This window comes from Enterobacter sp. N18-03635 (assembly GCF_004006055.1).
Lineage (GTDB): Bacteria > Pseudomonadota > Gammaproteobacteria > Enterobacterales > Enterobacteriaceae > Enterobacter > Enterobacter vonholyi.
Map to the genome: position 1 here is coordinate 3647850 of NZ_CP034769.1, position 12372 is coordinate 3660221.

13 protein-coding genes are annotated in these 12372 nt (G+C 57.1%); 6 read left to right on the plus strand and 7 right to left on the minus strand.

Annotation, left to right across the window (positions count from 1 at the left end; genetic code table 11):
- Positions 1 to 6: 6 nt before the first annotated feature.
- Complete coding sequence (locus ELK40_RS18175; RefSeq protein WP_127732136.1) at positions 7 to 1227, plus strand: MFS transporter; 1221 nt, start codon at positions 7 to 9, stop codon at positions 1225 to 1227.
- Between the two features lie 5 nt (positions 1228 to 1232).
- Here the strand turns inward: ELK40_RS18175 and ELK40_RS18180 are convergent, their stop codons facing one another.
- On the minus strand, positions 1233 to 1577 hold the full coding sequence (locus ELK40_RS18180; protein WP_111965467.1) for a nitrous oxide-stimulated promoter family protein: 345 nt from the start codon (positions 1575 to 1577) through the stop codon (positions 1233 to 1235).
- 175 nt (positions 1578 to 1752) lie between these two features.
- On the opposite strand from ELK40_RS18180, the gene ELK40_RS18185 reads away from it, so the two are divergent.
- Together ELK40_RS18185 and mutS are read left to right on the plus strand one after the other, a co-directional pair.
- On the plus strand, positions 1753 to 1983 hold the full coding sequence (locus ELK40_RS18185; protein WP_045908493.1) for a SymE family type I addiction module toxin: 231 nt from the start codon (positions 1753 to 1755) through the stop codon (positions 1981 to 1983).
- Between the two features lie 113 nt (positions 1984 to 2096).
- Complete coding sequence (mutS, locus tag ELK40_RS18190) at positions 2097 to 4658, plus strand: DNA mismatch repair protein MutS (RefSeq protein ID WP_127732138.1); 2562 nt, start codon at positions 2097 to 2099, stop codon at positions 4656 to 4658.
- A 45-nt stretch (positions 4659 to 4703) separates the two neighbouring features.
- On the opposite strand, the gene ELK40_RS18195 is transcribed toward mutS, so the two are convergent.
- Genes ELK40_RS18195 through ELK40_RS18205 form a run of 3 tightly spaced genes read right to left on the minus strand, consistent with a single transcriptional unit; the run spans position 4704 to position 6955 of the window.
- Positions 4704 to 4925: a non-oxidative hydroxyarylic acid decarboxylases subunit D gene (locus ELK40_RS18195; RefSeq protein ID WP_003862116.1), complete on the minus strand. Its 222-nt coding sequence runs from the start codon at positions 4923 to 4925 to the stop codon at positions 4704 to 4706.
- A 10-nt stretch (positions 4926 to 4935) separates the two neighbouring features.
- Entirely contained in the window at positions 4936 to 6363 is a 1428-nt protein-coding gene (locus ELK40_RS18200; protein WP_127732140.1) for a non-oxidative hydroxyarylic acid decarboxylases subunit C, read from the minus strand.
- Positions 6353 to 6955, minus strand: a complete 603-nt coding sequence (locus tag ELK40_RS18205; protein ID WP_127732142.1) for a non-oxidative hydroxyarylic acid decarboxylases subunit B — start codon at positions 6953 to 6955, stop codon at positions 6353 to 6355. The genes ELK40_RS18200 and ELK40_RS18205 overlap by 11 nt, the downstream gene beginning before the upstream one ends.
- A gap of 172 nt (positions 6956 to 7127) precedes the next feature.
- On the opposite strand from ELK40_RS18205, the gene ELK40_RS18210 reads away from it, so the two are divergent.
- Complete coding sequence (locus ELK40_RS18210; protein ID WP_008499596.1) at positions 7128 to 7535, plus strand: MarR family transcriptional regulator; 408 nt, start codon at positions 7128 to 7130, stop codon at positions 7533 to 7535.
- Here the strand turns inward: ELK40_RS18210 and ELK40_RS18215 are convergent.
- The gene (locus ELK40_RS18215; protein WP_127732144.1) at positions 7532 to 8419 is read right to left on the minus strand and encodes a LysR family transcriptional regulator; all 888 of its coding nucleotides are present in this window, start codon (positions 8417 to 8419) and stop codon (positions 7532 to 7534) included. The genes ELK40_RS18210 and ELK40_RS18215 overlap by 4 nt on opposite strands.
- 108 nt (positions 8420 to 8527) lie before the next feature.
- On the opposite strand from ELK40_RS18215, the gene ELK40_RS18220 reads away from it, so the two are divergent.
- Both ELK40_RS18220 and ELK40_RS18225 read left to right on the plus strand, forming a co-directional pair.
- A complete protein-coding gene (locus ELK40_RS18220) occupies positions 8528 to 9730 on the plus strand; it encodes an MFS transporter (RefSeq protein ID WP_127732146.1) in 1203 nt (400 codons plus the stop codon).
- Positions 9727 to 10104: a DUF4440 domain-containing protein gene (locus ELK40_RS18225; RefSeq protein WP_115876167.1), complete on the plus strand. Its 378-nt coding sequence runs from the start codon at positions 9727 to 9729 to the stop codon at positions 10102 to 10104. The genes ELK40_RS18220 and ELK40_RS18225 overlap by 4 nt, the downstream gene beginning before the upstream one ends.
- A gap of 52 nt (positions 10105 to 10156) precedes the next feature.
- Here ELK40_RS18225 and rpoS read toward each other — a convergent pair whose 3' ends face one another.
- Positions 10157 to 11149 carry an RNA polymerase sigma factor RpoS gene (rpoS, locus tag ELK40_RS18230; RefSeq protein ID WP_008499600.1) on the minus strand — a complete coding sequence of 331 codons (993 nt, stop codon included), beginning with the start codon at positions 11147 to 11149 and terminating at the stop codon, positions 10157 to 10159.
- A 59-nt stretch (positions 11150 to 11208) separates the two neighbouring features.
- Entirely contained in the window at positions 11209 to 12333 is a 1125-nt protein-coding gene (gene nlpD, locus ELK40_RS18235) for a murein hydrolase activator NlpD (protein ID WP_127732148.1), read from the minus strand.
- Positions 12334 to 12372 lie beyond the last annotated feature (39 nt).

The following is a 12372-nucleotide window of genomic DNA, read 5'->3' on the forward strand; positions in this document are numbered from 1 at the left end:
CCAACGATGCCCCTTCGCCCTGCCACCATGCTCTGGCCGCCCGTTTTACTGGGTAGCCAGTTTGTTTTTAACATTGGCTTTTACGCCGTTGTTCCCTTCCTGGCGATATTCCTGCGCGACGACATGCTGCTCTCCGGCGGGCTGATCGGGCTGATCCTCGGCCTGCGCACGTTCTCGCAACAGGGGATGTTTATCGTCGGTGGTGCCCTCTCGGACCGGTTTGGCGCGAAAGTGATTATCCTGAGCGGCTGTATTGTTCGTGTTTCAGGTTATCTGCTGCTGGCCCTCGGGGAATCGCTGTGGCCGATTATTCTGGGCGCGTGTCTGACAGGCATTGGCGGCGCGCTGTTTTCTCCGTCTATTGAGGCATTGCTGGCGAAAGCGGGCACGCACAGCGAGGCGAAAGGTAAACGAAGCCGGGCGGAGTGGTTCGCGCTCTTTGCGGTTTGCGGGGAACTCGGTGCCGTACTGGGCCCGGTCGCCGGCGCCCTGCTAACCGGCCTGGGCTTTCGTCAGGTGGCGCTGGCGGGCGCGGGGGTCTTTCTCGTTGCGCTGGTGGTTCTCTACTTTTGCCTGCCCGCGTCACGCCACGCCGCGCGGACGCTGAAGCTCGTTCCCTGGTGGACGACGTTCCGCCAGCCCCGCTTTGTCGCATTTATTATTGCCTACAGTTCGTGGCTTTTAAGCTATAACCAGCTCTATCTGGCGCTGCCGGTAGAGATCCAGCGCTCTGGCGGTAACGAGAAAGATCTCGGCCCGCTTTTTATGCTGGCCTCCGTTCTGATCATCACCTTACAGCTGCCGCTGGCGCGTTTCGCCCGGCGCGTGGGCGCGGTGAGGATCTTGCCGGTGGGCTTTTTGCTGCTCTCCGCCGCCTTTGCAAGCGTGGCAATATTTGCGTCGACGGCACCGCCAGAGGGCTGGCTGCGCCTGCTGCCGTCAGTCTGTTTCGTGACGCTGCTGACGCTGGGGCAGATGCTGCTGGTACCCTCGGCAAAGGATCTGATCCCGAGGTTTGCCGAGGAGTCCACGCTGGGGGCGCACTATGGCGCACTCGCCACCGCTGGCGGCATCGCGGTACTGGCAGGAAACTTGTTGTTTGGTAGCCTGCTGGATCGCGCGCTGGTACCCTCAACGCAGGCGATGTATCCCTGGCTGCTGCTGGCTCTTTTCCCACTCTGCAGCGCGCTGGCCCTGAACGTTATTTGCCGCCCGCTCAGAAGCTGAACCGGTCACTTTTTCGGACGATACTTTTCCGGCAGCTCCGGCACGGGACGACGGTCATCAATCAGATGGCGGACGGTCAGAATGGGGTGACGCCATAACATACGCGGGCCTGCCCAGCGCATAATCAGCTTCATCTCTTCGCGTTTTGCAGGCTGGTAGCAGTGGACCGGACATTGCTTACAGGCAGGCTTTTCCTCACCAAAAACGCACTTATCCAGGCGCTTATCGGCATAGGCATTCAGCGCCTGATAGTGCCCGTCTTCCACAGAGGCCTGAGGACACTGCTTCTGATACAGCGCGATCATTTTCGCGATGGTCTCTTTTTCGCGAGAAATTCGTTTACCGGACATAGCGACTTACCAAACAATAAAGTGCAAAAATAATACACCTTTCAATGCGGGATTTCAGTTGTTGCATGCGGTTTTCTGAAGCCTGATTCCAGTTTTATCCCTGCACCGCCCGGCAATCACTGGTATTTTATACAGGCATTAGTGATGACTTTTATCCGTGTTGTCGGGAGACCCTATGCAAGAACTCGCTATCAACAAACCCTATCGCCATTTAACAGTGGGATATTTCAGAAAGCGCCATGAAGACCGCAATACCAAGATACCGAAGCGCTACAGCGTGCATGCGGCGCTGAGCTTAAAAGGAGACTGGCTTGAACAGGCTGGGTTTACCACCCACTCCAGGGTTCGAGTGGGCGTCGAGCATGGAAAAATAGTCATTGAGTTAATGTCGGAAGATGCCTCGTAAAGCGACGACATTTTTCTGCGCCGTACCTTTTTTTCATGCGACAATAGAAGGAACAAACGGCCTCTGAGCCGCTCAAAACGGTTTATATTCAAAGAAATGGACATCATAACTCCATGAGCACACTCGACAATTTCGACGCACATACGCCGATGATGCAGCAGTATCTGAAGCTGAAGGCACAGCATCCGGAAATCCTGCTGTTTTACCGTATGGGCGATTTTTACGAGCTGTTTTATGACGATGCCAAACGCGCATCGCAACTGCTCGACATCTCGCTGACCAAACGTGGCGCATCGGCAGGTGAACCCATCCCGATGGCAGGTATTCCGCACCACGCGGTAGAAAACTACCTGGCGAAACTGGTGAATCAGGGTGAGTCTGTCGCCATCTGCGAACAGATCGGCGACCCCGCGACCTCAAAAGGTCCGGTGGAACGCAAGGTCGTGCGCATCGTCACGCCTGGCACCATCAGTGATGAAGCCCTGCTTCAGGAACGCCAGGACAACCTGCTGGCCGCGCTGTGGCAGGACGGCAAAGGGTTTGGCTACGCGACGCTGGACATCAGCTCCGGGCGTTTTCGTCTGAGTGAACCGGCCGATCGTGAAACGATGGCTGCCGAACTGCAGCGCACCAACCCGGCAGAATTGCTCTACGCCGAAGATTTCGCCGAAATGGCGCTGATTGAAGGTCGTCGCGGGTTGCGCCGCCGTCCGCTGTGGGAATTCGAAATTGATACCGCGCGCCAGCAGCTGAATCTGCAGTTTGGCACCCGCGATCTGATTGGCTTTGGCGTTGAAAACGCTCCGCGCGGGCTGTGTGCGGCAGGCTGCCTCCTGCAGTACGTTAAAGATACCCAGCGCACCGCCCTGCCGCATATCCGCTCTATCACCATGGAGCGCCAGCAGGACAGCATCATCATGGATGCCGCCACTCGCCGTAACCTGGAGATCACGCAGAACCTCGCGGGCGGCGTAGAAAATACGCTGGCGTCGGTCCTCGACAATACGGTCACGCCAATGGGCAGCCGTATGCTGAAACGCTGGCTGCATATGCCGATTCGCGATACCGCAACGCTGGTTTGCCGTCAGCAGACGATTGCCGCCCTGCAGGATCGCTATACCGAGCTGCAGCCTGTCCTGCGCCAGGTGGGGGATCTGGAACGTATCCTGGCCCGTCTGGCGCTGCGCACGGCGCGACCGCGCGATCTTGCTCGGATGCGTCATGCTTTCCAGCAGCTGCCGGAACTTCGTGCGCAGCTGAGCGACGTTGACAGCGCGCCGGTACAGAAACTCCGCGAAACCATGGGCGAATTTTCCGAACTCCGCGAGCTGCTTGAACGCGCCATCATTGATGCGCCTCCGGTTCTCGTGCGTGATGGCGGCGTGATTGCTCCGGGCTACAACGAGGAGCTGGACGAATGGCGCGCGCTGGCCGACGGTGCGACGGACTACCTCGATAAGCTGGAGATCCGCGAGCGCGAGCGTCTTGGGCTCGACACCCTGAAAGTGGGGTATAACGCGGTTCACGGTTACTACATTCAAATCAGCCGCGGGCAGAGCCACCTGGCACCGATTCACTACGTGCGCCGCCAGACGTTGAAAAACGCTGAACGCTACATCATTCCCGAGCTGAAAGAGTACGAGGACAAAGTCCTCACCTCGAAAGGGAAAGCCCTGGCGCTGGAAAAACAGCTGTATGAAGAGCTGTTTGATATGCTGATGCCGCACCTGGCCGACCTGCAGCTGAGCGCCAGCGCGCTGGCGGAACTGGACGTGCTGGTGAACCTCGCAGAGCGTGCGGAAACGCTGAACTACACCTGCCCGACCTTTACCGACAAGCCCGGCATTCGCATCACTGAAGGCCGTCACCCGGTGGTCGAGCAGGTGCTGAACGAACCGTTCATCGCCAACCCGCTGAGCCTGTCGCCGCAGAGAAGAATGCTGATCATTACCGGTCCGAACATGGGCGGTAAGAGTACCTATATGCGTCAGACGGCGCTGATTGCCCTGCTTGCCTATATCGGCAGCTACGTTCCGGCGCAAAACGTGGAGATCGGCCCCATCGACCGCATATTTACCCGTGTCGGAGCTGCGGACGATCTGGCGAGCGGTCGCTCAACCTTCATGGTCGAAATGACTGAAACGGCAAACATTCTGCATAACGCGACGGAGCACAGCCTGGTGCTGATGGACGAAGTCGGACGCGGAACGTCAACCTACGATGGTCTGTCGCTGGCATGGGCCTGTGCGGAAAGCCTCGCGAATAAAATCAAGGCCATGACGCTCTTCGCCACCCACTACTTCGAACTGACGCAGCTGCCGGAGAAAATGGAAGGCGTGGCTAACGTCCACCTTGATGCGCTGGAGCACGGCGACACCATCGCCTTTATGCACACGGTGCAGGATGGCGCGGCAAGCAAAAGCTATGGTCTGGCCGTTGCGGCGCTGGCTGGCGTACCGAAAGAGGTGATCAAGCGCGCGCGTCAGAAACTGCGTGAGCTGGAAAGCCTGTCACCGAATGCGGCGGCGACGCAGATTGATGGTACGCAGATGTCGCTGCTGGTGCCAGCGGAAGAGACATCGCCTGCTGTGGAAGCGCTGGAAAACCTCGATCCGGATTCACTGACGCCGCGTCAGGCGCTGGAGTGGATTTATCGCCTGAAGAGTCTGGTTTAGTTTTCTGCGGTCTTTGCCCGGTGGCGCAGCGCCACCGGGCTGTCTTTACAGCAGCGGCGGGATCGTTGGCACCTGCGGCGCCTCGTCAATATCCTTCTGCGTCATGCGGAACGCTTCAGGGTAATGCTCGCGGCTGGTACGACGCAACGGTTCGGTATCTCGCCAGGTATACAGACAATGCTGGCACTGGTAAACGGTCCAGACCCCTTTCACCGGCGACGTCGCCATCACTTCAATATGCTCATCGGCACAACGTGGACAAATCATCTTTTCCTCCTTATTGACGTGAAGCCAGCATCGCGGTCAGTTTTTCAGCCCAGGCTTTGGTTTCAGGCAGATCCTGTACCGGCTGGCTATAGTGGCCACGGGTGTCCGGTGCGACAGGCGTGGTCGCATCGATAATCAGTTTGTCGGTAATGCCCGCCGGACTGGATCCAGGATCGAGTTCCAGCACCGACATGTTCGGCAACTGCACCAGATCGCCTGCCGGGTTGACCTTCGATGACAGCGCCCACATCACCTGCGGGAGGTTGAACGGGTCGACATCCTCATCCACCATGATCACCATCTTCACGTAGCCCAGGCCGTGCGGCGTGGTCATGGCGCGCAAGCCGACCGCGCGGGCAAAACCGCCGTAGCGTTTTTTGGTGGAGATAATCGCCAGCAGACCGTGGGTATACATCGCATTCACCGCCTGCACTTCCGGGAATTCCGCTTTCAGCTGCTGGTAGAGCGGCACGCAGGTGGCTGGCCCCATCAGATAATCAATCTCGGTCCACGGCATACCGAGATAAAGGGATTCGAAAATCGGTTTGGTGCGGTAAGAAACTTTGTCGATACGCACAACCGTCATGTTACGACCACCGGAGTAGTGCCCAGTAAACTCGCCGAACGGCCCTTCAATTTCGCGCTTACGGCCTTCAATCACCCCTTCCAGGATCACTTCAGAACCCCACGGCACGTCGAAGCCGGTCAGCGGCGCGGTGGCAATCGGATATGGGCTTTCACGCAGCGCGCCGGCCATTTCATACTCTGACTGATCGTATTTCAGCGGCGTCGCGCCCATCAGCGTAATGATCGGATCGTTGCCGAGGGTAATGGCAATCGGCAGGTCTTCGCCACGCTCTTCGGCTTTGTGCAGATGCAGAGCAATATCGTGCATCGGTACCGGCTGCAGGCCGAGCTTGCGCTTGCCCTTCACTTCCATGCGGTAGATGCCAACGTTCTGCTTGCCGAAGTTATCCGGGTCAAGTGGATCGCGCGAGACGACGCACGCTTTATCGAGATAAAAACCCCCGTCTCCGTCGTTCAGACGGAACAGCGGCAGAATATCGAACAGGTTAATGTCTTCGCCGTCCACCGTATTCTGCGCCCAGGCCGGATTGGCGCGGCGTTCTGGCGCAATAGGAAATTTATCCCAGCGACGGATAAACTCGTCGATCTGCTTTTTCACCGGGGTGTTCGCCGGCAGCCCCATCGAAATGGCATGGTTCTGCCAGGAGCCGATGGTGTTCATCACCACGCGGGCATCGGTAAACCCGCGAATATTGTCGAACCACAGCGCGGGGGCGCCGTCACCGATGCGGCCGGTCGCGTTGGCTGCCGCCGCCAGATCGGGCTCGACGTTAACCTCTTCCTCAATTTTCAGCAGTTGCCCTTGCTCATCGAGCGCCTGCAGGAAGCTTCTCAAATCATCAAATGCCATCTTTATTCTCCTGTGAAAAATGTTTCGCCTCCCGCAACCCGTTCCAGCGGCGCGCCTTTTTATGCTCCAGGCCAAACTGGTCAAGCACGCGGGTCACAATATGCTGGGTGATGTCATCGGCGGTTTGCGGATGGTTGTAATACGCAGGCATAGGCGGCACCATCGCCACGCCCATGCGGGAGAGCGCAAGCATATTCTCCAGATGAATGGTGCTGAGCGGCGTTTCACGGGGCACCAGCACCAGCTTACGCCCCTCTTTCAGCACCACATCCGCCGCACGGCCCACCAGCCCTTCGGCATAGCCCGCGCGGATCCCGGCCAGCGTTTTCATGCTGCAGGGAATGACGATCATGCCGTCGGTACAAAACGAACCGGAGGAGATGGTGGCGGCCTGGTCAGCCGGGCTATGGACAACGTCAGCCAGCGCAGCAACGTCCTGGGCGGCGTAAGGCGTTTCCAGCTCAATGGTGGTTTTTGCCCACTTCGACATCACCAGATGCGTCTCTACTTCCGGCATTTCCCGCAGCGCCTGCAGCAGCGCCACGCCCAGCGGAGCACCCGTTGCCCCCGTCATTCCCACGATCAATCTCATTCATCACCTCAATCATTTTGTTCGTGTACGAACATTATCAATAAACTACCCCCGAATACTTTTTCTGACAATATCGTTCGCATACGATCACACTAAATGCTAAAAAATGCCGCATTATCATCCCGGGCTTTAGCCGCTATCATAGGGGGTGATTTTTTCTGTCGGAGTGTTCATGGAACTAAGACAAGAGGCGTTCCACCTGTTACGTCAGCTTTTTCAACAGCATACCGCGAAGTGGCAACATGCCCTGCCGGAGCTGACCAAGCCGCAGTATGCGGTGATGCGCTCTATTGCCGAGCATCCGGGCATCGAACAGGTGGCATTGACTGAAGTCGCGGTCAGCACCAAAGCGACCCTGGCGGAAATGCTCAGCCGCATGGAGGCGCGCGGGCTGGTCAAACGCGAGCACGACCCTGCGGATAAGCGCCGTCGCTTTGTCTTCCTCACGCCAGAAGGTGAGGCCCTGCTTGCAGACTGTAAGCCGGTAGGCAATGAGGTTGATGAGGCCTTTTTAGGCCGTCTTAACAAGGCCGAGCGGGAGCAGTTCTCGGCTCTCATCAAAAAGATGATGCACGATTAATTCACGCTGGTGCGCATAAAATCGATAAAGGTGCGCACTTTCGCTGGCACATGCCGGGCATCAGGATAGACCGCATAGATCCCTTGCCGCGCAAAGGTATACTCCGGTAAAACCGTCACCAGCGTTCCCGCACCAAGCGCATCGCGCACCAGCCATTCCGGCAGTAACGCCACCCCACCGCCTGCGAGCGCAAAAGCCATAAGGGCCTGAGCGCTGTCGGCAAACAGGCGCGGCGCCTTTTTTATCTCGAGCGTTTCAGGCGCGCCGCTGGCATTTTTCACCTGCCAGCGCAGCGGTGAGGCCAGGCGCTCGTGGATAATCCAGTCGGCCTGCGCCAGCTGCGCAAGAGATTCGATCGGGTTTCTCACAAGCCACTCGGGCGTTGCGACGGGGAGAATAGAAAAGTGAGAAATCAGTGCGGCGTGGTTGCGCGAATCGACAAGCGTGCCCAGCCGGATGGCCACGTCAAAACGCTCCGAGATAAGGTCAGCATGCAGTGACGACGAAACGTGTCGGACGCGAAGATCGGGGTGCTGCTGGCTAAACCTGGCCAGCAGCGGCACCACGACCCGGGAGCCATATTCAGGCGTGGTCGTGATCCGCAGTTCACCGGTAAGTCCCGCATGATTCGCGCGGACATCATCCTGCAGCCGTTCGGCTTCCTTCAGAAGCGCCACGCTGCGCTGATGAAAAAGCGCGCCCGCCTCGGTTAGCGTCAAGCGGCGGGTGGAGCGCAGCAGCAGCGTAACGCCCAGCTCATCTTCAAGCTGGCGGATATTGAAGCTAACCACCGCTTTTGTCAGCCCCATCGCCTCTGCGGCCGCCGTAAAACTGCCGGTGTCGGCCACTGCGATAAACATCTGCGTCCGCTGTAGGTTAACCATTATTACGCCTTATACTGTCAAAATATTTTTGACAGTATATCGCGCTTTGTCAGGTTTATCCGTGATTCCCGAGCCGATACGATACGCCACCTCACCGGAGGATCCACCATGACGTATCGCAGCAAAGTTGCCGTTGTCTATCTGCTGGGCTTTTTTCTTGATTTGATCAACATGTTTATTGCCAGCGTCGCCTTTCCGGCAATGGCTCACGCCTTTACTGCCACGCCATCAGCGCTTGCCTGGGTCAGTAACGGGTATATTGCCGGTCTGACGCTGGCGATCCCGTTCAGCAGCGTGCTCGCGTGCCGCATCGGGTCAAAGCGCGTCATCCTGCTCTCGCTTTTTCTGTTCAGCGCAGCCTCAGCTGCAGCGGGCATGTCTGCAACGCTGGAAACTCTGATTGCCTGGCGAGTGCTTCAGGGCGTGGGAGGAGGCTTACTGATCCCCGTCGGACAGGCGCTGACCTGGCAACAGTTCAGGCCTCACGAGCGGGCCCGACTCTCCTCGGTAGTGATGCTGGTTGCGTTGCTTGCCCCGGCCTGCTCCCCGGCTATCGGCGGCGTGCTGGTTCAGACGCTGGGCTGGCGATGGATCTTTTTCGCCACGCTCCCGGTGGCTATCGTGACCTTTGTTCTGGCCTGTCTGTGGCTTAAACACGAAAAACCCACGATGAACGCGGCCAGATTGCTAAACCTGCCCTTGCTCGCGGACCCGCTTTTGCGTTTTTCCATGCTTGTCTATTTATGCGTCCCCGGCATATTTATTGGGGTGAACGTCACGGCCATGTTTTATCTTCAGCACGAGGCGAACATGAGCCCAGCCGCAACGGGAATGCTCATGCTGCCGTGGTCTGTGGCATCGTTTCTCGCCATCACGGCGACGGGACGTTATTTTAACCGTATCGGCCCCCGACCGCCGATCGTCATCGGCTGCCTGTTGCAGGCGGCGGGTATTCTGCTTTTGATTGACGTCAGCTCGTCAACGCTGTTGCCTGCCGTCGCGTTTGCCCTGATGGGCGCGGGGGGAAGCCTGTGCAGCAGTACGGCTCAGAGCAGCGCGTTTCTGACAACGCGCCGGGACGAGATGCCGGATGCCAGCGCGCTGTGGAATCTCAATCGTCAGCTGAGTTTTTTTGCCGGTGCCCTGCTGCTTGCGCAGGTGCTGAACCTGGCGCAGGCGTGGCTGACACCACTCGCCGCCTGGCACGGGATGTTTATTTTTGCTGCAGGCATGACCTTGCTGCCTGTACCGTACGTTTTTCGTCTTAACAATACGCAGGTGCTAAATCAGCTGCGACAGGAGAATTCATGACGCCTTTCGAACACGACATTATCGACCTCCACATTGCGCTTGAAGACTGGTTAGGCAAAGGTGAAGGCGATCCCGACGCCCTGCTCGCCCGCTTCAGCCCAGATTTTCTGATGATCCCACCGGGCGGTGTTCAGATCGACTATATCGGCCTGGCCAGTTTTCTGGAAAAACAGCGTGGAAGCCGTCCCGGACTGAAGATCGTCATTGACGAATTATCCACGATCCAGCGTTGGGATCGTGGCGCGGTGCTCCACTACCGGGAGACGCAAACCCGGACGGACCTGCCCGTCAACGTGCGCTGGTCAACTGCGGTGCTTAATCAGGAAGGCGATCGGATAGTGTGGCGTCTGCTGCACGAAACGGCTAAGCCGTAGCGCAAAAGAAAAAGGCCCGTCTCACGACGGGCCTTTTTTGACGAAAGGTTGCTTATTCGCGGAACAGCGCTTCGATGTTCAGACCTTGCCCCTGCAGGATTTCACGCAGGCGGCGCAGACCTTCAACCTGAATCTGACGAACACGTTCACGGGTCAGGCCAATTTCGCGGCCGACGTCTTCCAGTGTCGCAGCTTCATACCCCAGTAAACCGAAACGACGTGCCAGCACTTCACGCTGTTTGGCGTTCAGTTCGAACAGCCATTTGACGATGCTCTGTTTCATGTCATCGTCCTGCGTGGTGTCTTCCGGACCGTTATCTTTTTCATCGGCCAGGATGTCCAGCAGCGCTTTTTCGGAGTCGCCACCCAGCGGGGTGTCAACGGAGGTAATGCGCTCGTTGAGACGCAGCATACGGCTTACGTCATCAACCGGTTTATCGAGTTGTTCGGCAATCTCTTCTGCGCTTGGCTCGTGGTCCAGTTTATGGGACAACTCGCGCGCGGTGCGCAGATAAACGTTCAACTCTTTGACGATGTGAATCGGCAGGCGGATCGTACGGGTCTGGTTCATAATAGCCCGTTCGATGGTCTGACGAATCCACCAGGTCGCGTAGGTTGAGAAACGGAACCCGCGTTCCGGGTCAAACTTCTCAACTGCGCGGATGAGACCTAAGTTGCCCTCTTCAATCAGATCCAGCAGAGCCAGACCACGATTGCCGTAACGGCGGGCAATTTTCACGACCAGTCGCAGGTTACTTTCAATCATGCGACGACGCGAGGCAACATCACCACGCAAAGCACGACGTGCGAAATAGACTTCTTCTTCGGCCGTTAGCAGTGGGGAGTAACCAATCTCCCCAAGGTAAAGCTGAGTCGCGTCCAGTACACGCTGTGTGGCACCCTGCGATAACAGCTCTTCTTCAGCCAAATCGTTATCACTGGGTTCCTCTTCTACTAAGGCTTTTTCGTCAAAAGCCTCTACTCCGTTCTCATCAAATTCCGCGTCTTCATTTAAATCATGAACTTTCAGCGTATTCTGACTCATAAGGTGGCTCCTACCCGTGATCCCTGAACGAGACACCCTGGCTGGCATGCCCCGTCAAATTATCGCTGCGGCAAGTACTGCAGCGGGTTTACGGATTTCCCCTTGTAACGAATTTCAAAATGCAAGCGTGTAGAACTGGTTCCGGTGCTACCCATGGTAGCGATTTTTTGCCCCGCCTTAACTTCTTGTTGTTCCCGGACCAGCATTGTGTCGTTATGGGCGTAGGCACTCAGGTAATCATCGTTATGTTTGATGATAATAAGATTACCGTAACCGCGCAGGGCGTTACCGGCATACACAACGCGTCCATCTGCGGTCGCGATGATAGCCTGTCCTTTACTCCCTGCGATATCGATCCCTTTATTTCCCCCTTCGGAGGAAGAGAAGTTCTCGATAACCTTGCCGTCAGTCGGCCAGCGCCATGCAGAAATCGGCGAACTGGAGGTCATACTGCTGGCAGTCGGTTCAGTAGAGCTAACCACAGGTGCCGTAACCGGTGCTGTGACAGCAGTCGCAGTCCCTTTATTATTCGGCAACATTTTGTTAGCAGTCTGATCACCTGAATCCTCAGAATACGTAATTACAGGTTGTGAAGCAACCACCGTGGTGGATTTTTGTGCAGGCTTAACGCTGTTATTTTGAGCTGTTACATCGGCCGCTGAAACGGTGTTGCCAGGCGTAAGCGGCGTCCCCGTCGCGTTGCCCACCTGGAGCGTTTGCCCGACTTCCAGACCATATGGGGCCTGGACGTTATTGCGCTGCGCGAGGTCACGGAAATCGTTCCCGGTGATCCACGCAATGTAGAACAGCGTATCGCCGCGTTTCACGGTATAGGTGCTGCCACCGGTGTAGCTGCCTTTCGGAATGTTCCCATACTGGCGGTTATAGACTATGCGGCCATTTTGGGTCTGAACAGGTTGTTCAACTGGCTGAACCTGTACTGGCTGTGTAACAGGATGTTGCACAGGCTGAATTTGTGGTGTTTTCTGCGGTGCAGCCGTCCCCATTTTAGGTGGCGGCGTGATTAACATTCCGCTGGACGTGTTACCGGAGCCGCTGTTTCCGCCGACGGAACTCACGGGCGCAGGCGCGTTGTTTGAACTTGTACAGCCTGCCAGCCAGAGCGAAACCAGTGATAATGCCGCAACACGGCTGATGGTGAATTTAGGGCTTCCCGCGCTCATTTATCCCCCAGGAATGTGTTAACTACCAGTGACTTAAAA

What these genes read in the sequence shown, in the direction of transcription:
- mutS (WP_127732138.1), top strand. Translation starts at nt 2,097, where the DNA reads ATGAGCACACTCGACAATTTCGACGCACATACGCCGATGATGCAGCAG.
- ELK40_RS18215 (WP_127732144.1), bottom strand. Translation starts at nt 8,419, where the DNA reads ATGGTTAACCTACAGCGGACGCAGATGTTTATCGCAGTGGCCGACACC.
- rpoS (WP_008499600.1), bottom strand. Translation starts at nt 11,149, where the DNA reads ATGAGTCAGAATACGCTGAAAGTTCATGATTTAAATGAAGACGCGGAA.
- ELK40_RS18175 (WP_127732136.1), top strand. Translation starts at nt 7, where the DNA reads ATGCCCCTTCGCCCTGCCACCATGCTCTGGCCGCCCGTTTTACTGGGT.
- ELK40_RS18210 (WP_008499596.1), top strand. Translation starts at nt 7,128, where the DNA reads ATGGAACTAAGACAAGAGGCGTTCCACCTGTTACGTCAGCTTTTTCAA.
- ELK40_RS18180 (WP_111965467.1), bottom strand. Translation starts at nt 1,577, where the DNA reads ATGTCCGGTAAACGAATTTCTCGCGAAAAAGAGACCATCGCGAAAATG.
- ELK40_RS18205 (WP_127732142.1), bottom strand. Translation starts at nt 6,955, where the DNA reads ATGAGATTGATCGTGGGAATGACGGGGGCAACGGGTGCTCCGCTGGGC.
- ELK40_RS18195 (WP_003862116.1), bottom strand. Translation starts at nt 4,925, where the DNA reads ATGATTTGTCCACGTTGTGCCGATGAGCATATTGAAGTGATGGCGACG.
- nlpD (WP_127732148.1), bottom strand. Translation starts at nt 12,333, where the DNA reads ATGAGCGCGGGAAGCCCTAAATTCACCATCAGCCGTGTTGCGGCATTA.
- ELK40_RS18200 (WP_127732140.1), bottom strand. Translation starts at nt 6,363, where the DNA reads ATGGCATTTGATGATTTGAGAAGCTTCCTGCAGGCGCTCGATGAGCAA.
- ELK40_RS18225 (WP_115876167.1), top strand. Translation starts at nt 9,727, where the DNA reads ATGACGCCTTTCGAACACGACATTATCGACCTCCACATTGCGCTTGAA.
- ELK40_RS18220 (WP_127732146.1), top strand. Translation starts at nt 8,528, where the DNA reads ATGACGTATCGCAGCAAAGTTGCCGTTGTCTATCTGCTGGGCTTTTTT.
- ELK40_RS18185 (WP_045908493.1), top strand. Translation starts at nt 1,753, where the DNA reads ATGCAAGAACTCGCTATCAACAAACCCTATCGCCATTTAACAGTGGGA.